Here is a 22,847-nt window from a genome sequence, read left to right as displayed (position 1 = left end):
GCTGTGATTTGTCTGAGGTGATTGCCAGGATCCTTAGCCGGCGGTGCCACGCCTTGAAACCTCCAGTCCAAGCCGAAGCGTCTCCCGCACCAACAAATCCAGGTCGTCGCGCCGGGTGCGGTGGTTGTTGATCGCTGCCCTGAGGCAATGCTGGCCGTGCACCGTCGTATCCGAGAGGGCGGCGATGCCGTCTTCCTGCAGCCGCAGCATGATCTCGGTGTTGAGCGCCTTCTGCCGCTCTCCCGTCAGCCCGTCGCCACGGTAGCGGAAACAGACGATGTTGATGCTCAGTGGCGCGACCAGTTCCAGCAGCGGTTCGGCCTCGATCAGCGCACCGAGACAATGTCCCTGCGCGATGTTCTGGTCGATCAGACGGCCGAATTTTTCGATGCCGTGCTGCTTCAGCGCCATCCACACTTTCAGCGCCCTGAAACCGCGTGACGTCTGCAGGCCAAAATCGTGCAGCCACTGGCCCGACGCGAGGCCGCGCGGCGTCGATTCGAGAAATTCCGGCGTCACCGCGAACGTGCTGCGATGGGCCGAGGCATCCCTGATCAGCACGCAGCCGACCTCGAACGGAGCGTGCAGCCATTTGTGCGGATCGAGCGCGATCGAGTGGGCGTGCTCGATGCCGGCAACGCGATGGGAATTTTCCGGCGCGATGGCGATCAGCGCGCCGATGCAGCCGTCGACATGGAACCAGAGATCTTCCTGCGCCGCCAGCCTTGCCAGCGCCTGCAGATCGTCGATCGCGCCGGTGTTGACGGTGCCGGCCGTGCCGATCACGCAGGCCGGCCGAAAACCCGCCTGGCGGTCCTCAGTGATCGCCGCCCGCAACGCGTCGATGTCGATCCGCAATCCGGCATCGGTCGGGATGCGGCGCAGCGCGCGGTTGCCGAGGCCGAGCGCCTCCATCGCCTTGCGATGGCAGGAGTGAAGCTGGTCCGAGCCATAGAAACGCAGCGGCTTGTCGATGGCGGCAACGCCATGCTCGCGCACGTCGATGCCCGCCCTGGCGTTGCGGGCCACGGTCAGGCCAATGATGTTGGCCATCGAGCCGCCGCTGACCAGCGTGCCGCTGGCTGATTGCGGAAAGCCCATCATCTGCTTGCACCAGTCGACGACCTGGCTGTCCATCAGCGCGGCGGCATGGTTGCCGCCGCCGAGGTTGGAGCCCTGCACCGCCGCCAGGAAATCGCCGAGCGCCCCGGTGAAATTGCTCGACCCCATGTACCAGGACCAGAAGCGCGGATGGATGTTGCCCATCGGGTAGGCCATCACGTTGCGGGCGACCTCGCCATAGACCTGGGCCAGCGGTTGAGGCGATTGCGGCAGCGGCTCTGCGAAAAATTCTCTCACCTCCGCCGGCATGTCCTGCCACACCGGGCGTTCCCTGACATCGCGCAGATAGTCGACGGCGTCGTCGACGATCCGGTGTGACAGCGCCTGCACATCGGCCCAGTCGACCGGATCGAGCGTTTCTTCGGCAACCATACCGGCAGTGCCGGCGGCTTTCAGCATGGCATCCATCCGCGTTGCTCCCGATGCGCAATTATTCGGCCGGGAACTGGCAGCCCGGCGTTGAGCGCGACAGCGCGATCTCCTCGGCGTCCATCTCGGCTTCGATGCCGTCGAACAGCGGCGTCGTCATGTAGCGTTCGCCGGTGTCGGGAAGCATGCACAGGATCACCGAGCCGGGTGCGGCTTTTTCGGCGATCTGGCGCGCCACGGCAAAACTGGCTCCGCCGGAAATGCCGGTGAAAATCCCTTCCTTCTGGGCCAGCGCCTTGGCCCATTTGATGCCCTCGGGCCCGGCAATCGGCACCACCTCGTCATAGAGGCTGGCGTCGACCGCCTCCTGCAGGACGTTGGGAATGAAATCCGGCGTCCAGCCCTGGATCGGGTGCGGCTCGAAGGCCGGATGGCTGGCGGCGGGTGCGCCATTGGCGCCGCGCTGCTGCGCCTTGCCGCTGCCGATGAGCTGGGCGTTGGCAGGTTCGGCCAGCACGATCCGGGTTTCGGGACGCTCGCGGCGCAGCACGCGCCCGACACCGACGACGGTGCCGCCGGTTCCGTAGCCGGTGACGAAGCAGTCGAGCCGCGATCCGGCGAAGTCGTTGATGATCTCGCGCGCCGTCGTCGCCTCGTGAATGGCGGCATTGGCGATGGTCTCGAACTGGCGGGCCAGGAACCAGCCATTCGCCTCGGCGAGTTCGACCGCCTTGTTGTACATGCCAAAACCCTTCTGGGCGCGCGGCGTCAGCACCACCTTGGCGCCCAGCATGCGCATCAGCTTGCGGCGCTCGATGGAGAAACTGTCGGCCATCGTCACCACCAGCGGATAGCCCTTCTGCGCGCAGACCATGGCCAGCCCGATGCCGGTGTTGCCGCTGGTCGCCTCGACGACGGTCTGGCCCGGTTTCAGGGCGCCGCTGCGCTCGCCCTCTTCGATGATGTTGAGCGCCAGCCGGTCCTTCACCGATGCCGCCGGATTGAAGAACTCGGCCTTCACATAGAGCGTCACATGATCGGGGCCGAGATTGTTGATCCTGATCACCGGCGTGTCGCCGACCGTGTCGATAATGCTGTCGAACAGGCGGCCGCGCCCGGCCGTGGTCCTGATTTTCCGTTGCTGCAACATGTCTGCTCTCCCCTTATTGTTGTCGTCACGAGGTGTCGTCGTCACGAGCCGGTTACAAACCGGCGGCTTGGGCGGCGAGGTTTCGAGACCTTGCCGCAGTACGGTTCCGGTGCCGCCAACGCGGCCCGGAACGGTGGCAATGCCGGCAACCGGCGCGGAAAATTCGTTGCCGGATGCACTCGATCGCTTTCGATGGTAAAGCAAAGGACAACTGGCCAGCGTGGGAGCAAGCGTGGAAACGCACGTGGAATCCGCTCGATCGAGCCTGGACGGCGCAGCGGCCGGGCTGTCCGTGCGGCTGCTCGGGCCGCTGACGGTCACCCGCGACGGCGCCACCGTGCAACTGCCGGCATCGCGCAAGCTGCGCGCGCTTTTCGCCTATCTGGCGCTCGCGCCGCATGCCGTCGGCCGCAGCCGTCTGTGCGAACTTTTGTGGGATGTGCCGAACGATCCGCGCGGCGAGCTTCGCTGGTGCCTCAGCAAGCTCAGGGGCATTTTTGACGAACCGGAACGCCACAGGATCGAAACATCAGGCGACACGGTCGCGCTCGATCTGAAGGGCATTTCCGTCGACGCCGTCGATGTCGCCTCGGCCGCCGCCAGCGGCATCGAGACGCTCGATCTTGAGCGGCTGCAGGCCCTGTCCAGACTATTCGTCGGCGACTTCCTCGACGGGCTGGAGATCGACCGCAGCCCGCATTTCAACAGCTGGCTTATCGCGCAACGCCGCCGCTTCAGCTCGTGGCACGCCGCCATTCTGGAACAGCTGGTCAGCAAGCTGCCGGCGGATGCCGACGAAATGTCCGCGCATCTGGAGACATGGCTGGAACTCAATCCGTTCGACGAGCGCGCGCACGTGGCTCTTCTGACAAGCCTGGCGCGACGCGGGCAGATCGCCGCCTGCGAGGACCATCTTGCCTCGGCGGCGCAGCTGTTTGCTTCGGAGGATCTGGATTTCGGACGCGTTCGTGAGGCATGGCGGTCGATCCGCAGCGAACGACCTGCCGCGACGCTCCGGGCGCAGCCGGCGCTGTTGCCGGCAGCCGCGCAAGCGTCAATTGTGCTTCCCCATGCCGATACTGCCACGTCGAAGGCCTCGCTCGCGGTGATGCCGTTTGTCGAGGAAGCCGGGATCGGCGGCCCTCGCGGCGGCCCCTCTCGCGGTGGATTGGCCGACGGCCTGACCCACGACATCATCACCCGTTTGGCCAAGCTCAGGGATTTCTTCGTCATCGCCCGCGGCTCGGTCTTTGCGCTGGCCGAAAAGAACATCGCGCCGGAAGATGCCGGCCGGCGACTCAACGTCGACTACGTCGCCACCGGGACGGTGCGCAGCCAGGCTGGCCGTGTCGCGGTCAGCGTCGAACTTGTCGAGGTGCGCACGGCGAGGATCGTCTGGGCCGAGACCTTCGAACGCAGGCCCGACGACATCTTTGCCGTCCTCGACGACATCGGCGACAGCATCGTCTCGTCGATCTCGGCCGAGATCGAGATGGTCGAGCGCAACCGCGCCATGCTGAAAGCCCCCAGCTCGCTGAATGCCTGGGAGGCTTACCATCGCGGCCTCTGGCACATGTATCGCTTCACCCGCACGGAAAACGAGCAGGCCCGGCATTTCTTCGACATGGCCCTGAAGCTCGATCCGACCTTCGCCCGCGCCTATGCCGGCCTGTCCTTCACCCATTGGCAGAACGCCTTTCAGCGCTGGGGAAACCGCGACCAGGAAAGCGCGCTCGCCTTCGAGACCGCCGGCCAAAGTCTTCTGGTCGACGATCACAATCCGGCCGCGCACTGGGCCATGGGCCGGGCGCTGTGGTTGCGCGGCGAGCAGGACGGCTCGCTCATCGAGCTGGAACGGGCCGTCGATCTCAGCCCCAACTTTGCGCTCGGCCACTACGCGCTTTCGTTTGTCCAATCGCAGTCGGGTGATCCGAACGCGGCGATCGGTTCATCCGATCACTCGCGCCATCTAAGTCCGTTCGATCCGCTGCTGTTCGGCATGCTCGGCGCCAGGGCGATGGCGCATGTCCGCCTCGGGCAGTTCGACGAGGCCGCCGAATGGGCGCTGAAGGCCGCCGCCCGTCCCAACGCGCATGCCATCATCCTGGCGATCGCGGCGCACTGCCTTGCGCTGGCGGGGCGGCTTGACGAGGCCCGCACTTTCACGGCCGCCATCCGCAAGACGCTGCCGAACTACTGTGCCGACGATTTCATCGCCACCTTCCGCTTCGAGCCGGACGCCGCAGCCCTGTTCCGGCAAGGCGCCAGGCGCATCGGCTTGGGGTGAACCAACCCACGCGGCCCTGACTCGGCCTACCGAAGTCGTGGTGGTTTATGCCAATCGCCAGCGTTGGAGATTTGTCTGCCCGACCGGCCGGCAGCGAAGGTCCACAGCACTTTCAGCGGCGAATCTCAGTGGCAATCGCAAACCTCCAGGATTAGCCGAAACACCCCTCCCTTCGTCATCCCAGGGCGGAGCAGGAGCGAAGCGACGTCGCGGAGACCCTGGGATCCATGCCGTTACATCAGAGCGTCACGACGGTGCAGAACCTTTTATGGCGGAGCGAGGCGCCCCCCTCTGTCCTGCCGGACATCTCCCCCACAAGGGGGGAGATTGGCAGCTTTGGCGCACCGCTTGCTCCTGCGAAAGCGGCGGTTCGCGAAGGCGGTGGTCACGGCCGATCTCCCCCAAGTGGGGGAGATGTCCGGCAGGACAGAGGGGGCGCGAAGGATCACTACAGATCAGCATTTATCCTGAGCCGCTGCATTCTCGCGCTTCTCTCAGCCGGCTTGCCGCAATTATATGCCGAGCATCGACTTGGCTTGGTTGAGCGCAGCCTCCGACCCTGCATGATCGCCGGCGGCGTGCAATTTCTCGCCTTGGGCGCGCAGTTCCTTGACTTTGTTCATGTCGGCCTCGGCCAGCGTCGCGGTCGGCAACGCCGCGTCGATCGCGGCCATGATGGTCGGGCATGAATTTGCAAAGGCTGCCGCGGGAACGACCGCCAGGAAAACCGCGAGCGAAATTGATCGTAACATGGACGTTTCTCCCTTGCCGGAACGCGCAATTTCGCCGACCGGCGCAGGAATGGTACAGCGAATGCCCGAACCTGCCAATCGCGATGATGCCGCTGGGTTGAGACACGCTGCCGTCGGCCGGGCTTTTTCTCCTAGTGTCTGAACCTCGCCGCGGCTGGTCGCCACCAATCGTCACGTCCGAAGCCGACGCCACGTTCGCGGCAATCGTCAGATCGCCGCAAAATCCTTCGACCAGAGCGGATCAGGTGGGCTGAACGGATTTGACATTGCCTTCGGTATCGACAAGGCAGCTTGTCTTCTTGCCGCTGGCATCGAGTTCGACCCGATAGGTTGTGGAATCGATCTTGCTCGACGAAACCGGAAGTATTCTGCTGCTGTCGGCACCGCTCGCCTTGGCGGCTGCGTCGGCGCAAAGCAGCTGAAGGTCGGCCGGGGCCGTCTCGACCTGGGTCCTGGACATCTGGTCCTGAGGCGGCGGCGGCGGCGTGCTGACGCAAGCGCTCAAGGCCCCCGCCAGGAACCCAATTGCTGTTGCCCGGATCGAAGTTCTCACTGCAGGTTTTGCCGACATTGCTTGTCCCTCTCCGAATGCCGCTTCACACACCCCGGCTTCACACACCCCGGCTTCACACACCCCGGCTTCAAACACCCTTGTAAAGTGCCGCCCCCTGCATGAGAACAATGACCTTGGCCCCAACCTTGACGCGCGATGCCAGGTCGGTGATGTCGTCGTTCCGCATCCGGATGCAGCCTGATGACACGTCGAGCCCGATCGTCCACGGCTCCGGCGTGCCGTGTATCCGGTAGATCGTGTCCTGGTCGCGCTCATACAGATAGAGCGCCCTGGCGCCGAGCGGGTTGTCGGGCCCTCCCGGCATGCCTCCCGCATGTTTGACAGCATTCGGATCGCGAGCGACCATTTCGGCCGGCGGCGTCCAGGTCGGCCATTCCGCCATGCGGCCGACGCGCACGATTCCGGCCCATCCAAAGCCTTCCCGCCCGACGCCAATACCGTAGCGCATGGCGCGCTGACCCGGCTGCACAAGGTAGAGAAAATGCTGGTTGCCGTCGATGATGATCGTACCGGGCGCTTCCGCGGTGCGGAACTTGACCATCTGCGGACGAAACGCCTCTGGCACTTGATTATGCGCGGCATAGTATTTGCGCGCCTTGGCGCGGTCATAGTCCACCCATTTGCGGGTTTTCGGATCGAAAACCTGGGTTCCGGCCGCCAGCGCCGCCACCGCGACAAGACCGAGCGCTACCGCGACAATTGCCGTCAGGGAGCGCCGCTGGAGAGCGGTGCGTCCCGCGATCGTCAGCTTTCCGGTCATGGATTTGCCCACCCTTGCACCCGAGCGCCCTGCGCGGCGACCCATTGTTTGGCGTACTCGTAAGGATCCTGGCGCTCCACCTGGAGCGCATAACTCATCTTGGTGGCGTCCTCGGGCTTGAGGGCGACCCGTTCCAGGAACGCGACCACCTCAGGATATTTCTTGCGCAGCGAGGTGGCGTAAGCGATGTGGAAATGTGCCGTATCCCATGACACCGGCGCGCTGGACTTCGAGACCCAGAGCGGGTCCTCGGAAGGCAGCACGATCTTCCACTTTGCCGGGTCAAAAGGCGGCTCGGCAAGCCGGACAATTTCGTGCAGTTCAAACACGTGATGCGGCGCATAGCAGGCAAACACCATCGGATGAGCCGTGGCAACCGCGGCATCGACAGCCGCCATTCCGACATCCTCCGGCGTCTCCAGCAATGTCATTGTCTCGGCGTAGCCATAGCTGTTGGCGCGGACACGCTCGATCGCCGTCGAGGACCAACCCTCGGCGCCAATCCAGAGTTCTCCACGTCCGTCCCGATCCGTGTCCAACGCGGCGGTTTTGCGCGGGTCGGTGAGATCCGAAATGTCGCGGATGCCAAATTTGTCGGCAGTTTCGCGGGTGGCGCATATGCCCTGCCATGCCGGCACACCGATGGGACTGATGGCTACCGTGCCGGCGCCGTCGACATACTTCTTCACCAGATTGTCCAGGTTGGGCAGCCAGATTTCGGGATGAATATCCACCTCGCCCGAATCGAGGCCGGCAAAGGCAATGAGCGTCCCCATCTCGCGCACATCGGCATCGAGCCCGAAATGTTGCTTCAGGCTGACCTTGAGAATGTTTGCCGTCGCCTGGCCCGACGGCCAGTTCGGCATTGCAATGACGAGATCAGCCGCGTGGACCGGAACCGCCAGCATCGTCAATGCCGCCAGCGACATTCTCCGCAGCCACCGCCGAAATCGGTTGTGCATTTCTTTCCCCTCGTTTCGGTGCCGAAAAGAACCGGGACGGGAACAATCTGTCACGGCAAGCACCGGGTTGTGACACCAGCCCCATCTTCTGACGGCAGCTGCTGAAGGTGCAGCAGTGCATTCGCCAAGGAGAGCGCCGTCACATGCCGCCCCTGCACGCTACTCGATGACATTCCGTATGGGAAGATGCTCACAACCGCGGCCGCCGCGCGCCAACCTTGGAGATGTCCGCAGGCATGCGCCTTACGAACCAGGGGGCGTATCAGGACGCCTTGTTGGGTGAGGTCATTCGCAAGGCGACAGCACCTTTGTGTAGCAGCTGATGACCCGGAAACCTAAGGTTTCCAGGAAATCAAGAGCTTACAAAGGGATTGGTGCCCAGAAGAGGACTCGAACCTCCACTCCTTGCGGAACACGGACCTGAACCGTGCGCGTCTACCAATTCCGCCATCTGGGCTGGTGCGGGCTCTTTAGGCGGGCAAACGGTGAGTGTCAACGCGCTTTTTTGAAAGCTGCCCCGCCGGCTCAGCCGGCCAGCACTTCCTTGGATGCCACCGTCGAATCGGCGTTGAGCTTGTAGATGACCGGCACGCCGGTGCCGAGCTCCAGTCTGACGATCTCCTCGCCCGACTTGCCGTCCAGCGCCATGATCAGCGCGCGCAGCGAATTGCCGTGCGCCGCGACCAGGACTGTGCCGCCGCGCAGCACATGCGGCTGCAGGTCGTGCAGATAATAGGGCCAGACGCGCGCGCCGGTGTCCTTCAGGCTTTCGCCGCCGGGCGGCGGCACGTCGTAGGAGCGGCGCCAGACATGCACCTGCTCCTCGCCCCATTTCTGGCGCGCGTCGTCCTTGTTGAGGCCGGAGAGGTCGCCATAGTCGCGCTCGTTCAGCGCCTGGTCGCGAATAGTCTCGAGATCGCTCTGGCCGACGGCGTCGAGAATGTGCTGGCAGGTCTTCTGCGCCCGGATCAGCGACGAGGTGAAGGCGATGTCGAATTTCATGCCGCGCGCCTTCAGCTTGGCGCCCGCCTCCCTGGCCTCGGCGTGGCCCAGCTCGGTCAGGTCGACGTCGCGCCAGCCGGTGAAAAGGTTCTTCAGGTTCCATTCGCTCTGGCCATGGCGCACGAGCACGAGAGTTCCCGACATTTTTGCTCCTTCAGTTTGGTGGATGAGATCGTCTCAGGCGAGTCCGAGCACGTCGCGCATCGTATACAGGCCTGGCTTCCTGCCGCGCGCCCACAGTGCGGCCTTGACCGCGCCGCGGGCGAAGATCGCCCGGTCCTCGGCATGATGAGCGAGCGTGATGCGCTCGCCGGTGCCGGCCAGCACGACGCTGTGGTCGCCGACCACCGAGCCGCCGCGCAGCGTGGCGAAGCCTATCGAGCCGGTCCTGCGCACGCCGGTATGGCCGTCGCGCGACCGCACGCTGTTCCCGTCAAGGTCGATGCCGCGCCCGGCGGCGGCGGCTTCACCGAGCAGCAGCGCCGTGCCCGACGGCGCGTCGACCTTGTGCCGGTGGTGCATTTCCAGGATCTCGATGTCGAAATCGTCGGCATCGAGCGCGCGCGCCGCCTGCTCCACCAGCACCGCCAGCAGATTGACGCCGAGGCTCATATTGCCTGACTTGACGATCGTCGCGTGGCGCGCCGCCGCCGCTATCTTTGCATTGTCGTCCGCCGAGCAGCCGGTGGTGCCGATGACATGGGCGATGCGCGCCTGCGCCGCATAGCCGGCGAATTCCACGGTCGCCGCCGGGCTGGTGAAATCGAGGACGCCGTCGGCCCTGGCGAAAGCCGGCAGCGGATCGTCGCCGATCACCACGCCGATAGTGCCGATGCCGGCCAGTTCGCCGGCATCCTTGCCGATATGCGGCGAGCCGGCCCGCTCGATCGCGCCGGCGACGCGGGCGCCCGGAATGGTGTGGATGGCGCGGATCAGCGCCTGGCCCATCCTTCCGGCCGCGCCGACCACCACCAGGCCCATTTCACTGACGGGCGGGTCGTTTGTGGCCGTACCGCTCATAAATTTCTCCCAATCGCTTTTTTCGCGCGCCGCAGCAGAGTTTGGATTGGCTTGCCGTCGTCGACAAGCCCCAGCCCCTTGTTGCCCTGCACCCGGTGGAACCGGGCATAGACGCTGTGCGGGTCGGCCATCAGCGAGGCATGCGTGCCTTGTTCGACCAGCCGGCCCTGTTCCAGCACGATGATATGGTCGGCATTGACCACGGTCGACAGCCGGTGCGCAATGACGATGGTCGTGCGCCCCGCCATGATCCGGGTCAGCGCCTGCTGGACGCGCGCTTCCGCTTCGTTGTCGAGTGCCGAGGTCGCCTCGTCGAGCAGCAGGATCGGCGCCTGCCGCACGATGGCGCGAGCGATCGACAGGCGCTGGCGCTGGCCGCCCGACAGCGTCAGGCCGCCTTCGCCGACAGGGGTGTCATAGCCCTGCGGCTGCTGGCGGATGAAGCCATCGGCCTCGGCCTGTTGCGCGGCCAGCTCGATCTCGGCGTCGCTGGCGCTCAGCCGCCCGTAGCGAATGTTGTCACGAATGCTGCCTTCGAACAGATAGGGCTGCTGCGAGACATAGGCGATGGAGCGGCGCAGCGACTGCTTGGTCACTTCTAAAATGTCCTGGCCGTCGACCTCGATGCTGCCCGCCTCGACATCGTAAAAACGCTGCAGCAGCGCCACCAGCGTCGACTTGCCGGCGCCCGAGGCGCCGACGATGGCCGTCATCTTGCCGGCGGCGGCAACGAAGCTGAGATCCTGCAGCACCGGGGCGTCGGCGACATAGCCGAACGACACATTGTTGAAGCGCACCTCGCCCCGGGTGATCTTCGCTTCGGCCGCTCCGGGCGCGTCGCCCTGCTGCGGCTCGAGGTCGAGCAACTCGTAGATCATGCGCGCATTGACCAGCGCCCGTTCCATGCCGACCTGCATGCGCGCCAGCCGCCGGGCCGGGTCGTAGGCAAGCAGCAGTGCGGTGATGAAGGAAAACACGGCGCCGGGCGGCTGGCCGCCGACGGCTGCCCGGTAGCCGGAATAGGCGATGACGCCGGCGACGGCGAAACCGGCCAGCATGTCGGAGATCGGCGATAACCGTTCCGAGACGCGGGCGATGCGGTTTGCCCGCTGCTCGGCGCCGGCGACAAGATCGCTGATGCGGCGCGACAGCTCGTCCTCCAGCGTGAACGCCTTGACGATGGCGATGCCTTGCGTTGCTTCCTGCATGGCGCCGATCAGCCGCGCGTTTATCTGCACGGCTTCGCGGGTGGCGCGCCTTATCCTGCGGGTCAGATAGACGACGGTGTAGATCAGCGGCGGCCCGATCAGCAGCGACATCAGCGACAGCATCGGATCCTGCCAGATCATGACGCCGATCAGCGCGATCAGCGATACGGCGTCGCGGGCCAACGATGTCAGCGTCATCGACAGCAGGTCACGGATGCCGTTGACGTTCTCGTTGATCTGGGCGGCCAGCCGTCCCGAGCGCGTGTCGTTGAAGAAATTGATGCCGACCTTCATCAGATGGGCGAAGATGCGGCGCTGGTAGCGCGCCACCAGATTGTTGCCGATCCTGGCCAGCGTCACCGCCTGGCCGTAGGTGGCCAGCCCGCGCAGCATGAAGGCGCCCAGGATCAACAAGCAGATCAGCGCGATGAGATCGCCGCGCTGCCGGTAGAATATCTGGTCGACGACATCCTTCATGATCCAGGCGGTGAAGGCGGTGGTGGCCGCAACCATCACCAGGCACAGAACGGCCAGAGCATAATACCAGCGATAGTCGCGGCCGTTCTCGGCGAGGATGCGGCGGATCACCGCCACGACCTCGCCGGGCCGGGCTTTGGCCTGGTGGTTTGGGGCTTGGGCGTTTGGCGACTGGTTCAAGTCGTGATCGTTCCGTGACGTCGGTCCGGCTCCGCGGCCGGGTTAATTCGGCAATCCTCTTAGCGCCCCGGTGCCGGCTTGCCTATGGCAATGGCCGGCAAAAACTCTGTGGGGTCACGCCCGCCAGCGCCGCCCTGCGGTCTGGACGCCGAACAGCGATGGGTTTCTGGCATAGGCGGCAAGGCCGGAAAGCGCTGCCAGCGGATGGGTGATCACATAGACCGGCATGGTGCGCATCAGCTCGCTGTGCGGCGCCTTGTCCTCGAAGGCGGCGCGGAAATTGCCGGCTTTCAGCGCCGGCAGGATTTTCTGCGCGATGCCGCCGGTCAGGAAGACGCCGCCGCGGCTCATGAACACCAGCGCAAGGTCGCCGGCGGTGCGCCCCAGGCAGGTGACGAACAGCGACAGCGCTTCCTCGGCCACCGGATCTGACTTCGCCAGCGCCGCGGCGGTGACCTCGGCCGGCGTGGTCAACGGCGCCGGCTTGCCGTCCGCCTTGGCCACCGCCCGGTAGGCATTGACCAGGCCGCGCCCGGACAGGATCTGTTCGCCGGAGATTCTGCCCTCGAGCTTCTCGATATGCGCAAACACCTGGAAATCGCGCGGCGAGCGCGGCCCGATATCCATGTGCCCGCCCTCGCCGGGCACCGGGATCCAGTGGTTCAGCGCGTGCACCAGGCCGGCGACGCCAAGCCCGGTCCCGGGGCCGAGCACCACGCGCCCGGCATTCGGCTCCGGCGCATCGCCGCCGATCTTTTCCATATGCTCTTCGCCGAGCGCCACGACGGCCAGCGCCTGCGCCTCGAAATCATTGAGCACCACGACGTCGCCGAGGCCGAGGCTGGCAAACATTTTTTTCGGCTTGACGATCCACGGGCAGTTGGTGAGCGGGATCTCGTCGCTGTCGACCGGGCCGGCCACCGCCAGCACGGCGGAGTTGGGCCGCATCGACGAGCGGTCGAGCACCGCCGCCTGGATCGCCGCGTCGATCGTGTTGAAATTGGCGGTCTGGACGATCTGCGGTTCGGTTGGTTCCGAAGTCGCGTCGAGCACCATCGAAAAGCGCGCATTGGTGCCGCCGATGTCGCCGATCAGGACCGGAAACTGCAGCACGGTGTCGTCGTCGCCTGGCATACTCTCGTCCGTCCCGGTTCCCAGTGGCGTTCCGCCGTTCTTTTGTTGACTAGCGCATGACCCGGGAAAGGGAAAGTCGCTTCAGGGGAGAGCGTTGGCGCTGCCCCTCACCTGCCTGCCGGCATCCTCTCCCCGTATAGTGACGGGAAGAGGGACGCTCTCATCGATGGTTTCGCCAATCTCCAACGCTGCAAGAACGCGCCAAGGCAGCGGCTAAGGGGCGGCGCCGACCCCAACAGTTGGTTGTCTCCAACATTAGCTGGCCTCAGTACCCCGGCCGGGGTCGCGGCAGCGGAATGCCGATCTCGGGCGTTTCGGCGTAGGCGTTGGCCGTGGCCGGGAGGGCTGCCGCGCCGCTTGCCGATGCCCGCGCCAGCGACGGAGCCTTGGTGAGAACGGGTGCAGCCGCGACTGGCACCCCGTCCTCGCCATAATAGTCGCCATAATAGGTGACCGCCTCCGCCGAAGCCGGATTTGGCCCGTCGAGCACGGCCTGGCATGCTGCGGGCAGGCTCGCCATCGTCATCAGGTCGCGCGCTTTCGGCCTGTCCGGGTTCTTGTTGGGGCGCCACGGCTCCTCGGTGAACCACCATGCCAGCGACTGGTCGCAGCCGTCGCCTGGCGCGGTGTTTTCCTGCGCCTTGCATTTGGGCGAGCCGGGCTGGCAGCCGATGCGGATGTGGAAGTGATAGTCGTGGCCCCAGAACGGCCTGACCTTGCGCAGCCATCCACGGTCGCCTTTCACCGTGTCGCAGAGCTTCTTCTTGATGCCGGGATTGACCAGGATGCGCTCGACTTCCGCATAGCTTGCCGCGCGCTTCAGCAGCCGCGTATGCGCCGGCGCCCAGAGCGCATCTTTCACCAAATGGGTCTTTTCATCGACAAGCAAGGTGGCGCTCATGTTTTCGCGCTGCTCGAGCGAAAGCTTGCGGTCGGGCATTGGCGTCAGCCAGATGTCGGCGTCGAGGCCGATCTGGTGCGAGGCATGGCCGGTCAGCATCGGGCCGCCGCGCGGCTGCGAAATGTCGCCGACCAAAAGGCCGGGCCAGCCATCGGCCGCGGCGTCGCGCGACAGTTTCTCGATCAGCGCGATCATCGTCGGATGGCCCCAGCGGCGGTTGCGCGAAGGCCGCATCACCTCCCATTTCGGGCCGTTCAGGGGTATGGCGACGCCGCCGGCAAAGCAGCCCTTGGAATAAAAACCGATCGACTGCGGCGCAGCCACGGCCGGCAGCTTTTTGGCGCCGAACAGGTTTTTCGCCAGTTCCTCGGCCGCCGCAGGTCGCGTTGCAAGCCCCGCCAAGGCGAGGACAGCGAGTGCTGCTAATGCATGTCGCCCAAAAGTGCGCAGCGGTTTTGGGACAACGACATGCATAAACAGAGATCTAAAGCGCGTTGCGACGCGCTTTAGCAGCAGCGATTTGCCGGGCAATGGTCGCTTCAACATCGTCATGAAAGCAGAACCCCTCTGCAAATTGGGTCGAATCATAGCACGCCCGGCGCGCGATTTCGATCACGACCGCTTCATCGGGCTGCGCGCCTCGCCGTCGCGCCAGTTACCCAAAACCCACATATGGTCGAAGGCCGACCGGTAGTCGGGAAAGCGGAAGCGATAGCCGGCCGCCTTGATCGCCGTGTTGGCGACACGCTTGTTCTCGCCATAGAAGGACCGCGCCATGGGCGAAAGTTGGGCAGTCTCGAACGGAATTTCCGGCGGCGGTGTGACGCCCATCAGCCCTGCGGCATAGGTGACGACGTCCTGCGGCGGCGCCGGCAGGTCGTCGGTGACGTTGAAGATGCCGCCGCTGGTGTGCTTGAGCAGATGCCAAAGCGCCCCCGCAATGTCGTCACAATGGATGCGGTTGAACACCTGGCCCGGCTTGACCAGCCGCCGCGCGGTGCCGTTTTCCAGATTGACCAGGGCATTGCGGCCCGGCCCGTAGATGCCGGAAAGCCGCAGGATCGCCACCGGCCGGGCGATGTCGCGACCCAGCTTCAGCCAGTCCTGCTCGGCGGCGACACGCAGCATCGAGCGCTTTGACAGCGGCCTGCATTCGAAGGTCTCGTCGACCCAGCCGCCGCCATGGTCGCCGTAGACGCCGACGGTGGACAGATAGGCGATCCATTCAAGCGCCGGCATCTTCGCGATTGCCTGGCGCGCCGCATTCAGCACCGGGTCGCCGGCCTCTTCCGGCGCCACCGAGACGACGAGGTGGGTTGTTTTCTCGAGCGCGTCGCTGATTTCAGGCGTCAGCGCGCCATCGAAAAGCAGCGGCTGGATTCCGGCTTGCCGCAGCGCTTCGAATTTCTCCGCTGCGCGTGTCGTGCCAAGGATCGTGCCGGCATCCTTGCTGGCGCGGGCAAATGCCTTGCCCGAATAGCCGGCGCCGAAAATGAGGATCTGCTTCTCGCTCATGCATGCGCCTCGATCTGGTTTGCCAGCGCCAGGCGCCATTCGCGTCGCACGGCCTCGTCGCCTTCTGCTTTCACCGCAGCGCTGGCCGATTTGGCGAATTCCGAAGTCGGCACAAGCCGTGACAGCGCCCAAACCGCTGCGCCGCGCACCAGCGGCGAGGCGTCACCGAGCAGCGCACGCACGGCGTTTCCGAGCGAGGGTTCGCCGGAATTGCCGGCGGCGATCAGCACGTTGCGGACAAAGCGGTCGCGACCGATGCGCTTGACCGGCGAACCGCTAAAGAACGACCGGAAGGAAGCGTCGTCGAGCGCCAACAGATCGGCGAGCGGCGGCTCGCGCAAGTCCGCGCGGGCGACGAGCTTTGCCTCGGACGCTGCCCGGGCAAACTTGTTCCATGGGCAGGCGGCCAGGCAATCGTCGCAGCCATAGATGCGGTTGCCGATTTTTTCGCGGAACTCGTGCGGGACCGGCCCCTTGTTCTCGATGGTGAGGTAGGAGATGCAGCGGCGCGCATCGAGCCGGTAGGGAGCCGGAAAGGCGTCGGTCGGGCAGGCGTCGAGACAGGCGCGGCAAGAGCCGCAATGGTCGTCTTCGGGCGTATCGGATGCAAGCTCGGCCGTGGTGAAGATGGTGCCAAGGAACAGCCAGGAGCCGTGCTCGCGGCTGACCAGATTGGTGTGCTTGCCTTGCCAGCCGAGGCCGGCGGCTTCTGCCAGCGGCTTTTCCATCACCGGGGCGGTGTCGACGAACACTTTTACGTCGCTCCCAGAGTGCCCCACGATCTTGCCGGCGATCTCTTTCAGCCGGCCCTTCATCACATCGTGATAATCGCGGTTCTGCGCATAGACGGAGATCGCGCCGCGCTGGCGCCTGCCTAGCACCGCGCGCGGGTCGTGGTCCGGCCCGTAGTTCATGGCCAGCACGATGATCGAGCGAACTTCGGGCCAAAGCGCCATCGGCTCGCCGCGGCGTTCGAGCGTCTCGGCGATCCAACCCATCGAGCCGTGGAAGCCGTCGGCGACGAATGCGGCAAGCCGGGCCGGCGCCTGCGGGATGGCATCGGGCGTGGTGACGGCAACGGCATCGAAACCGGCGCGCCGCGCCTCGCGGTCGATCAGCGCGCGCAAGTTTTGCGCTCTAGAAATCGAGGTCCGCATAATGTGACACCGGCGACAGGCCGCGCACCCGGTCGGACAAAAGCGGCCGGAACGATGGCCGTGATTTCACCCGTGCATACCATTCGCGCGCGGCAGCGTGTTCGCGCCAGTCGATCTCGCCGAGATAGTCGAGCACGGACAGCGCAGCCGCGGCCGCGAGGTCGGCATAGGTGACCTTGCTGCCGGCCAGCCAATGGCGGGTGCCGGCCAGCCAGTTGGTGTATTTCATGTGCTGGCGGATGTTGGCGCGCGCGGCGCGGATCGCCGCCGAATCGGGCGAGCCGCCGCCCGCGGTTTCCGGCATGATCGGCTTCAGCACGCGCTCGCGCACCAGGTGCCGCGTCACCTCGCTATCGGCCTTGCTGAGATACCAGTCGGTCAGCCGGCGGATTTCGGCGCGCCCCATCGGGTCCTCGGCGAACAGCCGCTTGTCGCGCTTGAGCACGCCGCGCGTCTCGTCGAGATATTCGCCGATGACCATGGCGCCGACGATCGGCACGTCGCCCTCGGCAAGCAGGATCGGTAGCGTGCCGGCCGGGTTCAGCGCCAGGAACTCCTTGCGCCGCATCCACGGCTTTTCCTCGATCAGCGCCAGTTCCTCGCCATACTCGCCGAAAGCGAGGCGAACGAAGCGGCAGGTGGCGAACATCGGGTGGTGGAAAAGCGTCAGCATGGTCCCGCGATAATAGAGCGCACTGGCAAATCGCCGGCTGCGCCGGTAAGTCTTGGCCGCCCCGATTCAGGGGGCCGCCCCGATTCAAAGGGCCGCCCCGGTTCAATGGGCCGTCAGGTGCTGCGACCTATAGGAGGAGTTCCGCGCCATGACAAGCAAGCCGTTCTTCAAAGCTCTCACTCGAACGCCGAGGTTTCCATGGAAAGCCAGACCATTGTCGAAGCGCTGCTGCTCGGCATGATCGAGGGCATGACCGAGTTCATTCCGGTCTCGTCGACCGGCCATATCCTGCTTGCCGGTCACTTTCTCGGCTTCCATTCGACCGGCAAGGCCTTCGAGATCCTGATCCAGCTCGGCGCCATACTGGCGATCCTCAGCGTCTATTTCCATCGCCTGTGGCAGATGCTGGTCGACCTGCCGCGTGATCGGGTGACGCGGCATTTCGTTCTCGGCATCCTCGTCGCCTTTCTGCCGGCGGCCGTCATCGGCGCGCTGGCGCATGGCTTCATCAAGACGGTGCTGTTTGAATCGCCGAGGCTGATCTGCGTCATGCTGATCATCGGCGGCCTGGTCCTGCTGTGGGTGGATCGCTTCAAGCCGAAGCCGCTCTATCACGACGTCGAGCGGTTTCCGCTCCGGCTCTATCTGCAGATCGGACTGTTCCAGTGCCTTTCGCTGATCCCCGGCACGTCGCGTTCCGGTTCGACGATCGTCGGCGCGCTGCTTCTGGGCGTCGACAAACGCGCGGCTGCGGAATTCTCCTTCTTTCTCGCCATGCCGACGATGGTCGGCGCCTTCGCCTTCGACCTGTTCAAGAACCGCAATGTGCTGACCAGCGCCGATCTGCCCATCATCGCCGCCGGTTTCATCGCCGCCTTCGTCGCGGCGCTTATCGTCGTGCGCTTCCTGCTCAACTACGTCTCGCGCCACGGCTATTCGCTGTTCGGCTGGTGGCGGCTGGTTATCGGCACCGTCGGCCTGGCGGCGCTGTTCGTCCGGGGGTGAGGCGGCACGCTTATTTTGTTGTCGCCAAGGGCTCTATTTGTTCGTTGGCCTAACAATGTCGGCTGATGGTGGGGGACGACCAGCGTAGACCCGCCCTTCCAACCCAAGCCGTCATCGCGGGGTCGTTCTCGCCCGCTTGAATGCATCTGATGGCCGAACCGACTGTGTTCACCACTCTTCAGAACTTTTTCACGCCGATATCATGACTTCGAACGAGCCCTCGCGTCCTCTCTCCCACGACGTTCCCGCACGGTTCGGGCGTCGAACTGAGGAGATAAAGGATGATCAACCGCATCTTGGGAGTTCTCGTGATCGGCGCCGCGACCACCGCGTCCGCTGGTGATGGTCTGAGCCGCCACATTCTCGAACGGGCAGCAAGCTGTTGGCCTACGCAGACGGCGATGCGCGGGATCAGCTTCAGTGCAGATGTCCACGTCAGCTTCACCCGCGAGGGGCACGTCAGTGCCATCCAGATCGTCGACGTCGCGCCGCAGACCGAGACGTTCAAGAGCTTGGCCAGAGATTTCGCGGATGCATTGAAGCGCTGTGGTCCGTACGTCACCGAAGGCAAGAGCGAAATGAACCTCAATCTCTCATGGCCGCTGTAAACGCAGCGAAGTGCTGCTACTTCGTCACCGAGAATTCATAACGCTTGAAGCGAGGCAGCAGAATGTATTCGTTCGGGGCTCCGGGTGTGACGCTCAGGTTGCGGAACACGGCGCCACAGCCCGTCAGTTTACGCGGATAGGCGCTGCACAAGCTGTCGCCCTGAACCCACATCCGACCGGTCACGACCTCCTCACCAACTGTTCGGGTCACGCTGCCGTCTGCCGCAATCACAGCACGGTAGGCCAAGACATCGGGCAGAACCTGGCGTCCCGTCAGCTCGTGTCCGATTATGAGATTGCCGATGTCGACGCCATTCATCCGTTCAGCGGATTCGGGTTCCATTCCGGCAGGAAGCTCAGACACCCCTGCCTTCCTCAAGCCATCGAGCAGGCGAACGATATCTTCCTGTCGCTTGTAGACGAAGAACTGCTGCGCGATCAGTAGGTTCGGCTGACCCTCCTGCCTTTCCGACAGCACGCTCCGGAGCTGCTCCAGGGCTGAGGCCGCTTCCGGCAGGCGATCGAGATGCGCAAGCGCTGCGACAAGAACATGCAGGCCGTAGAACTTCGTCCAGGGATTGGGCGACCGAACATCGACCTGCTCAAGCTGCGCGACCGCCTCCTCGTAGCGGCCCTGGCCGAACGCCGCCAAGCCAGCCTGATAGTGTCGCCACTCCGTCCACCCGGGATCGACGCGTAGGGCCGCCTCGAGAAAGGTTCGCCCCTCAGCCGGCCTGCCGTTGAAGATGAGGGCCTGGCTCAGCCCTTCGTAGGTCCAGGAATCGCTCGGGTCGAGCGCTATCGCCTTTTGCAGGGCAGCCACCGCCTCGTCGGACCTATGCTCCCGGACCAGAAGCTCGGAAATCAGCTGATAGTAACCGGGCGACGGATTTCCGGCAGCGATGGCCAGATTGCCGTAGAGCTCGTCGTCGATCTCGGTCCAACCAAGCCCTAGGGCCTGTCTCCTCGCGTCGTCGGCATCCCAGTGGAGCCATGCCAATTCCGCGGCCGCCGCGCCGAAATCGGCATCCAGCGCCAGGGCCTGGCGCAGGTAGCGAGATGCGTCCACGGTGCCTGATGGTGTATCCGTTCGTCGCGCCTCGATAGCGCGCCGAAAAGCCTGGTAAGCTTCCGGATCGTCAGTATCGCCGGACACGGCCAGGTTTGCTTTTCCCGGGACGAGCTTTAGCTGCAGCGCGGCGACAATCTGACCGGTCACCTGGTCCTGGAGCTTGAACACATCGCTGAATGAACCTTCGAACCGCTCGGCCCAGATCTGGCCAACCGTCGAGGCATCGACCAAGTGCGCATTGATGCGCACTTCATCGCCGAGACGTCGAACCGAGCCCTCAAGCAGGTAGCGGACGCCGAGCTCTTTCGCGATCTTCGCCGGCGGCAGACCGCTGTTGCGATATGCACGCGCGGCATTGTGCGAGACGACGAACAGGCCGGGAACGCGCGCCAGCTCTGTCGTCAGATCGTCCGCGAAACCGTTGGCAAGATAGGCCTGCTCCTCGGCTTCGCTGAGATTTGCGAACGGCAGAACCGCGATCGAGAGCGAGGTCGGCACTTCCGTTTCAAATGTCGGCCTCCAGATGAATGCCGCGACTGCGGCAACGATTGCCAGTACAGCGCTTACAAATATCAGGCTTCGCCGGCTTTTGGTCTCGTGCTGGTCAGGAGAGCCAGTGCCGTGAACCTGCGGGTAGCGATCGTGAGGTATGCCGGGCGCTTGGCTTTCGGGGACAAAGCGATATCCCCGGCGCGCGACTGTCTTGAGCAGGCTCTGCTTCTCGTCGCCGATGGCTTTCCTGATTTCGCTGATGCACTGGGAAAGACTGTTTTCCGTCACCGCGATGCCGGGCCAGACAGCGTCCAGGAGTTCCTCCTTGGTCACGACACGGTTGGCGTTGGCGACCAGATGCTTCAGCACCGCGAGCGATTGAGGCCTCAGCGGGACATCTTCACCATGCTCGCCGTGCAGGAGACCGGCGTCGAAATCGAACTCGACACCGTTTAGAACAAGGCTCGGTGGATTGACCAGGTTCAAGGCTGCTCTCGATCATCGTGCTGATCGTTCGGGCGGCATGTTGCTCGGCAGGCCGCCTTTGACTTGAGAATCGGCGCCTGTCGCCGAAAGTCAACCAGCGTTTGAAAGTCGGCGCTGCTTCCCGGGACGAAACCTTGGCGCTGCGATCGCAAACGTCCGGAAATTCACGACCGAGCCGGCTGGTGCATCGACTTGGATCATGCCGCGATGGAGCGTTCTACGTGGAATGGTCAGTGCGCTGCGATCCGGATCCCACCGGCGACTTCCAGAGCCTAGCTCCGCCCGTAAAAAACATTCTCGACATGCACCGGCCAGCGCCACGGCAGCACCGCGACCATGTCGAAGCGCACCGACAATCTGCCATAGTCGGACTGGCGCGACAGCCAGAGATCGGCGGCGCTTTCGATGCGGCGCTCCGATTCGCAGCGAACAGCTTCCATCGCTTCCACCAGCGTGCGGCGAGCCTTCACCTCGACGATCAGCACCAGGTTGCCGCGCCGCGCGATCAGGTCGATCTCGCCGAACCGCGTGCGGTGGCGGCGGGCCAGGATCCGATAGCCCTTCACCATCAACGCCGCCGCAGCCAGCCACTCGCTGCGGTGGCCGCGCCGATAGGCGCGCTGGCGGCTGGCGACCGGGCGTTCAGCCATCGCTGTCTTTCCCGGTGTCGCCGTCTTTGCCGGTGTCCTTGAGTTCGAGCAGCCGCCGGTAAAGCGCCTGCTTCTGGCCGCCGGTCATCTTGGCGGCTTCCGCCGCCGCCTTGGAGGCCGGCATCTCGGCGGCAAGCGAAAGCAGAAGCCGGTCGATGTCCGCCGGCTCGCCGGCCGTTGCGTCCGACTGGCCAACGCAGATGACGATCTCGCCCTTCGGCGTGTCGGCCGCCGCGTAATGATCGGCGAGCGACTGCAAAGTGCCGGTCCGTATCTCCTCGAAGGTCTTGGTCAGCTCGCGGCCGATCGCGGCCTTGCGGGCGCCGCCCAGCGCCTCGACCATGGCACCGAGCGTCTCGGCCAGCCGGCGCGGCGATTCGAAGAAGATCAGCGTCGCCGGCACGGTTTTAAGCGCCTCCAGCCGGGTCAGCCGCTGGCCGGTCTTCACCGGCAGGAAGCCGGCGAACAGGAAGGCGTCGGAGGGCAGGCCGGAGGCCGTCAGCGCCGCGAGCGGCGCCGACGGGCCGGGGATCGTCACGACGCGAATGCCCTGGTCGAGCGCTTCGCCGACCAGTCGGTAGCCCGGATCGGAGATCAGCGGCGTGCCGGCGTCCGAGATCAGCGCCACGCTCTGCCCGGCCAGCAAGGCTGCGATCAGTTTTGGGCCGGCCTCGCCGGCATTGTGCTCATGATACGCAGTGGTGCGGCGGCGGATGCCGTAGCGGTCGAGCAGCACGCGACTGACACGCGTGTCCTCGCAGGCGACGATGTCGGCGGCGGCGAGCGTTTCAAGCGCGCGTAATGTGATGTCGGCGAGATTGCCGATCGGCGTCGCCACCAGGTAGAGCGCCGGCTCGAGCGGCCGGGCCGGTATCTCGGTCTGGCCGATCACGTAGCTGCGTTTTGCCGACTCGCCGGTCACCGGTGTCCCCCGTCAGGCTCTGACCTTGAATGCATTCGGCCCTGTTTGGCACGGCTCACGCCGGGTTGCAAAACCCATGCCGAAGTGACGCGGCTGTCATGCCTTTGCCACACTGCGGAACGAAACCGTGCCCGGCGGGTTTATGCCTGATCTCGGGAGGAGCAGGATGGACAGCCTCAAGATACAAGACGTTTTCGAACCCTACTATGCAGGCCGCAAGCGCTTTGCCGTGCGAAAGGACAAGGGCCTGCCTGCCAAAGCCGGCGCCGGCTCGGCTAAAAGGCCGCGAAAGCGTCGGCCGTCAAAGGCAACCAAGCTCGAGATCGAGCCCTCGACCGGCACCGGCAGCACGATGGAGCACTGACCAGA

The 22,847-nt window shown here is 64.8% G+C and carries 22 protein-coding genes and 1 tRNA gene; 4 read left to right on the top strand and 19 right to left on the bottom strand.

Going from position 1 to position 22,847, the window contains the following annotated elements:
• Nucleotides 1-33: 33 nt before the first annotated feature.
• Nucleotides 34-1,521 (bottom strand): pyridoxal phosphate-dependent decarboxylase family protein, encoded by a 1,488-nt coding sequence (locus tag BLT09_RS08140; protein ID WP_091592435.1) that lies wholly within the window; start codon nt 1,519-1,521, stop codon nt 34-36.
• A 31-nt stretch (nt 1,522-1,552) separates the two neighbouring features.
• Nucleotides 1,553-2,641 (bottom strand): PLP-dependent cysteine synthase family protein, encoded by a 1,089-nt coding sequence (locus BLT09_RS08135; protein WP_091592030.1) that lies wholly within the window; start codon nt 2,639-2,641, stop codon nt 1,553-1,555.
• A 244-nt stretch (nt 2,642-2,885) separates the two neighbouring features.
• On the opposite strand from BLT09_RS08135, the gene BLT09_RS08130 reads away from it, so the two are divergent.
• The gene (locus tag BLT09_RS08130; protein WP_167366372.1) at nt 2,886-4,928 is read left to right on the top strand and encodes a BTAD domain-containing putative transcriptional regulator; all 2,043 of its coding nucleotides are present in this window, start codon (nt 2,886-2,888) and stop codon (nt 4,926-4,928) included.
• 512 nt (nt 4,929-5,440) lie between these two features.
• Here the strand turns inward: BLT09_RS08130 and BLT09_RS08120 are convergent.
• The 14 genes from BLT09_RS08120 to BLT09_RS08060 form a co-directional block, all read right to left on the bottom strand.
• The gene (locus BLT09_RS08120; protein ID WP_023803696.1) at nt 5,441-5,680 is read right to left on the bottom strand and encodes a hypothetical protein; all 240 of its coding nucleotides are present in this window, start codon (nt 5,678-5,680) and stop codon (nt 5,441-5,443) included.
• A 241-nt stretch (nt 5,681-5,921) separates the two neighbouring features.
• The gene (locus BLT09_RS08115; protein WP_329608751.1) at nt 5,922-6,140 is read right to left on the bottom strand and encodes a hypothetical protein; all 219 of its coding nucleotides are present in this window, start codon (nt 6,138-6,140) and stop codon (nt 5,922-5,924) included.
• 181 nt (nt 6,141-6,321) lie between these two features.
• Complete coding sequence (locus BLT09_RS08110; protein ID WP_027155339.1) at nt 6,322-7,014, bottom strand: L,D-transpeptidase; 693 nt, start codon at nt 7,012-7,014, stop codon at nt 6,322-6,324.
• Nucleotides 7,011-7,976: an ABC transporter substrate-binding protein gene (locus BLT09_RS08105; protein ID WP_091592026.1), complete on the bottom strand. Its 966-nt coding sequence runs from the start codon at nt 7,974-7,976 to the stop codon at nt 7,011-7,013. The genes BLT09_RS08110 and BLT09_RS08105 overlap by 4 nt, the downstream gene beginning before the upstream one ends.
• A gap of 372 nt (nt 7,977-8,348) precedes the next feature.
• Nucleotides 8,349-8,433, bottom strand: a tRNA-Leu gene (locus BLT09_RS08100).
• Between the two features lie 68 nt (nt 8,434-8,501).
• Complete coding sequence (locus BLT09_RS08095) at nt 8,502-9,122, bottom strand: 2,3-bisphosphoglycerate-dependent phosphoglycerate mutase (protein ID WP_023803692.1); 621 nt, start codon at nt 9,120-9,122, stop codon at nt 8,502-8,504.
• A 33-nt stretch (nt 9,123-9,155) separates the two neighbouring features.
• Nucleotides 9,156-9,998 carry a 4-hydroxy-tetrahydrodipicolinate reductase gene (gene dapB / locus BLT09_RS08090; protein WP_091592024.1) on the bottom strand — a complete coding sequence of 281 codons (843 nt, stop codon included), beginning with the start codon at nt 9,996-9,998 and terminating at the stop codon, nt 9,156-9,158.
• Nucleotides 9,995-11,863 (bottom strand): ABC transporter ATP-binding protein, encoded by a 1,869-nt coding sequence (locus tag BLT09_RS08085; RefSeq protein ID WP_091592022.1) that lies wholly within the window; start codon nt 11,861-11,863, stop codon nt 9,995-9,997. The genes dapB and BLT09_RS08085 overlap by 4 nt, the downstream gene beginning before the upstream one ends.
• Before the next feature lie 114 nt (nt 11,864-11,977).
• Complete coding sequence (locus tag BLT09_RS08080; protein WP_091592020.1) at nt 11,978-12,997, bottom strand: glucokinase; 1,020 nt, start codon at nt 12,995-12,997, stop codon at nt 11,978-11,980.
• Nucleotides 12,998-13,262: 265 nt separating this feature from the next.
• Nucleotides 13,263-14,372, bottom strand: coding sequence for a penicillin-insensitive murein endopeptidase (mepA, locus tag BLT09_RS08075; protein WP_091592430.1), 1,110 nt, complete (start codon nt 14,370-14,372; stop codon nt 13,263-13,265).
• 10 nt (nt 14,373-14,382) lie between these two features.
• Nucleotides 14,383-14,514, bottom strand: a complete 132-nt coding sequence (locus BLT09_RS35470) for a hypothetical protein (protein ID WP_268931311.1) — start codon at nt 14,512-14,514, stop codon at nt 14,383-14,385.
• Nucleotides 14,511-15,413 carry an SDR family oxidoreductase gene (locus tag BLT09_RS08070; protein WP_091592017.1) on the bottom strand — a complete coding sequence of 301 codons (903 nt, stop codon included), beginning with the start codon at nt 15,411-15,413 and terminating at the stop codon, nt 14,511-14,513. The genes BLT09_RS35470 and BLT09_RS08070 overlap by 4 nt, the downstream gene beginning before the upstream one ends.
• A complete protein-coding gene (gene queG, locus BLT09_RS08065; protein WP_091592015.1) occupies nt 15,410-16,570 on the bottom strand; it encodes a tRNA epoxyqueuosine(34) reductase QueG in 1,161 nt (386 codons plus the stop codon). The genes BLT09_RS08070 and queG overlap by 4 nt, the downstream gene beginning before the upstream one ends.
• Nucleotides 16,551-17,243 (bottom strand): glutathione S-transferase family protein, encoded by a 693-nt coding sequence (locus BLT09_RS08060; RefSeq protein WP_091592013.1) that lies wholly within the window; start codon nt 17,241-17,243, stop codon nt 16,551-16,553. The genes queG and BLT09_RS08060 overlap by 20 nt, the downstream gene beginning before the upstream one ends.
• 198 nt (nt 17,244-17,441) lie before the next feature.
• Here BLT09_RS08060 and BLT09_RS08055 point away from each other — a divergent pair, with 198 nt between their 5' ends.
• Nucleotides 17,442-18,248, top strand: coding sequence for an undecaprenyl-diphosphate phosphatase (locus BLT09_RS08055; RefSeq protein WP_023803684.1), 807 nt, complete (start codon nt 17,442-17,444; stop codon nt 18,246-18,248).
• 281 nt (nt 18,249-18,529) lie between these two features.
• Nucleotides 18,530-18,856, top strand: a complete 327-nt coding sequence (locus BLT09_RS08050; RefSeq protein WP_091592011.1) for a hypothetical protein — start codon at nt 18,530-18,532, stop codon at nt 18,854-18,856.
• Nucleotides 18,857-18,872: 16 nt separating this feature from the next.
• Here the strand turns inward: BLT09_RS08050 and BLT09_RS08045 are convergent, their stop codons facing one another.
• The 3 genes from BLT09_RS08045 to rsmI all read right to left on the bottom strand — a co-directional run bounded on the left by BLT09_RS08045 (nt 18,873) and on the right by rsmI (nt 22,478).
• Nucleotides 18,873-20,906, bottom strand: coding sequence for a winged helix-turn-helix domain-containing protein (locus BLT09_RS08045; RefSeq protein WP_091592009.1), 2,034 nt, complete (start codon nt 20,904-20,906; stop codon nt 18,873-18,875).
• Between the two features lie 272 nt (nt 20,907-21,178).
• Nucleotides 21,179-21,556, bottom strand: coding sequence for a YraN family protein (locus BLT09_RS08040; protein WP_091592007.1), 378 nt, complete (start codon nt 21,554-21,556; stop codon nt 21,179-21,181).
• A complete protein-coding gene (rsmI, locus tag BLT09_RS08035; protein WP_091592005.1) occupies nt 21,549-22,478 on the bottom strand; it encodes a 16S rRNA (cytidine(1402)-2'-O)-methyltransferase in 930 nt (309 codons plus the stop codon). Before rsmI ends, BLT09_RS08040 begins: the two co-directional genes overlap by 8 nt.
• Nucleotides 22,479-22,644: 166 nt before the next feature.
• Between rsmI and BLT09_RS33580 the strand changes: the two genes are divergently transcribed.
• On the top strand, nt 22,645-22,842 hold the full coding sequence (locus tag BLT09_RS33580; RefSeq protein ID WP_139172565.1) for a hypothetical protein: 198 nt from the start codon (nt 22,645-22,647) through the stop codon (nt 22,840-22,842).
• Nucleotides 22,843-22,847 lie beyond the last annotated feature (5 nt).

The sequence above is a fragment of the Mesorhizobium muleiense genome (assembly GCF_900099905.1).
Classification (GTDB): Bacteria; Pseudomonadota; Alphaproteobacteria; order Rhizobiales; family Rhizobiaceae; genus Mesorhizobium; species Mesorhizobium muleiense.
Note: the sequence above shows the minus strand (reverse complement) of the source record. Positions and strands in the feature narration are given on the sequence as shown.

What these genes read in the sequence shown, in the direction of transcription:
- BLT09_RS08140 (WP_091592435.1), bottom strand. Translation starts at nt 1,521, where the DNA reads ATGCTGAAAGCCGCCGGCACTGCCGGTATGGTTGCCGAAGAAACGCTC.
- BLT09_RS08135 (WP_091592030.1), bottom strand. Translation starts at nt 2,641, where the DNA reads ATGTTGCAGCAACGGAAAATCAGGACCACGGCCGGGCGCGGCCGCCTG.
- BLT09_RS08120 (WP_023803696.1), bottom strand. Translation starts at nt 5,680, where the DNA reads ATGTTACGATCAATTTCGCTCGCGGTTTTCCTGGCGGTCGTTCCCGCG.
- BLT09_RS08115 (WP_329608751.1), bottom strand. Translation starts at nt 6,140, where the DNA reads ATGTCCAGGACCCAGGTCGAGACGGCCCCGGCCGACCTTCAGCTGCTT.
- BLT09_RS08110 (WP_027155339.1), bottom strand. Translation starts at nt 7,014, where the DNA reads ATGACCGGAAAGCTGACGATCGCGGGACGCACCGCTCTCCAGCGGCGC.
- BLT09_RS08105 (WP_091592026.1), bottom strand. Translation starts at nt 7,976, where the DNA reads ATGCACAACCGATTTCGGCGGTGGCTGCGGAGAATGTCGCTGGCGGCA.
- BLT09_RS08095 (WP_023803692.1), bottom strand. Translation starts at nt 9,122, where the DNA reads ATGTCGGGAACTCTCGTGCTCGTGCGCCATGGCCAGAGCGAATGGAAC.
- dapB (WP_091592024.1), bottom strand. Translation starts at nt 9,998, where the DNA reads ATGAGCGGTACGGCCACAAACGACCCGCCCGTCAGTGAAATGGGCCTG.
- BLT09_RS08080 (WP_091592020.1), bottom strand. Translation starts at nt 12,997, where the DNA reads ATGCCAGGCGACGACGACACCGTGCTGCAGTTTCCGGTCCTGATCGGC.
- mepA (WP_091592430.1), bottom strand. Translation starts at nt 14,372, where the DNA reads ATGCATGTCGTTGTCCCAAAACCGCTGCGCACTTTTGGGCGACATGCA.
- BLT09_RS08070 (WP_091592017.1), bottom strand. Translation starts at nt 15,413, where the DNA reads ATGAGCGAGAAGCAGATCCTCATTTTCGGCGCCGGCTATTCGGGCAAG.
- queG (WP_091592015.1), bottom strand. Translation starts at nt 16,570, where the DNA reads ATGCGGACCTCGATTTCTAGAGCGCAAAACTTGCGCGCGCTGATCGAC.
- BLT09_RS08060 (WP_091592013.1), bottom strand. Translation starts at nt 17,243, where the DNA reads ATGCTGACGCTTTTCCACCACCCGATGTTCGCCACCTGCCGCTTCGTT.
- BLT09_RS08055 (WP_023803684.1), top strand. Translation starts at nt 17,442, where the DNA reads ATGGAAAGCCAGACCATTGTCGAAGCGCTGCTGCTCGGCATGATCGAG.
- BLT09_RS08050 (WP_091592011.1), top strand. Translation starts at nt 18,530, where the DNA reads ATGATCAACCGCATCTTGGGAGTTCTCGTGATCGGCGCCGCGACCACC.
- BLT09_RS08040 (WP_091592007.1), bottom strand. Translation starts at nt 21,556, where the DNA reads ATGGCTGAACGCCCGGTCGCCAGCCGCCAGCGCGCCTATCGGCGCGGC.
- BLT09_RS33580 (WP_139172565.1), top strand. Translation starts at nt 22,645, where the DNA reads ATGGACAGCCTCAAGATACAAGACGTTTTCGAACCCTACTATGCAGGC.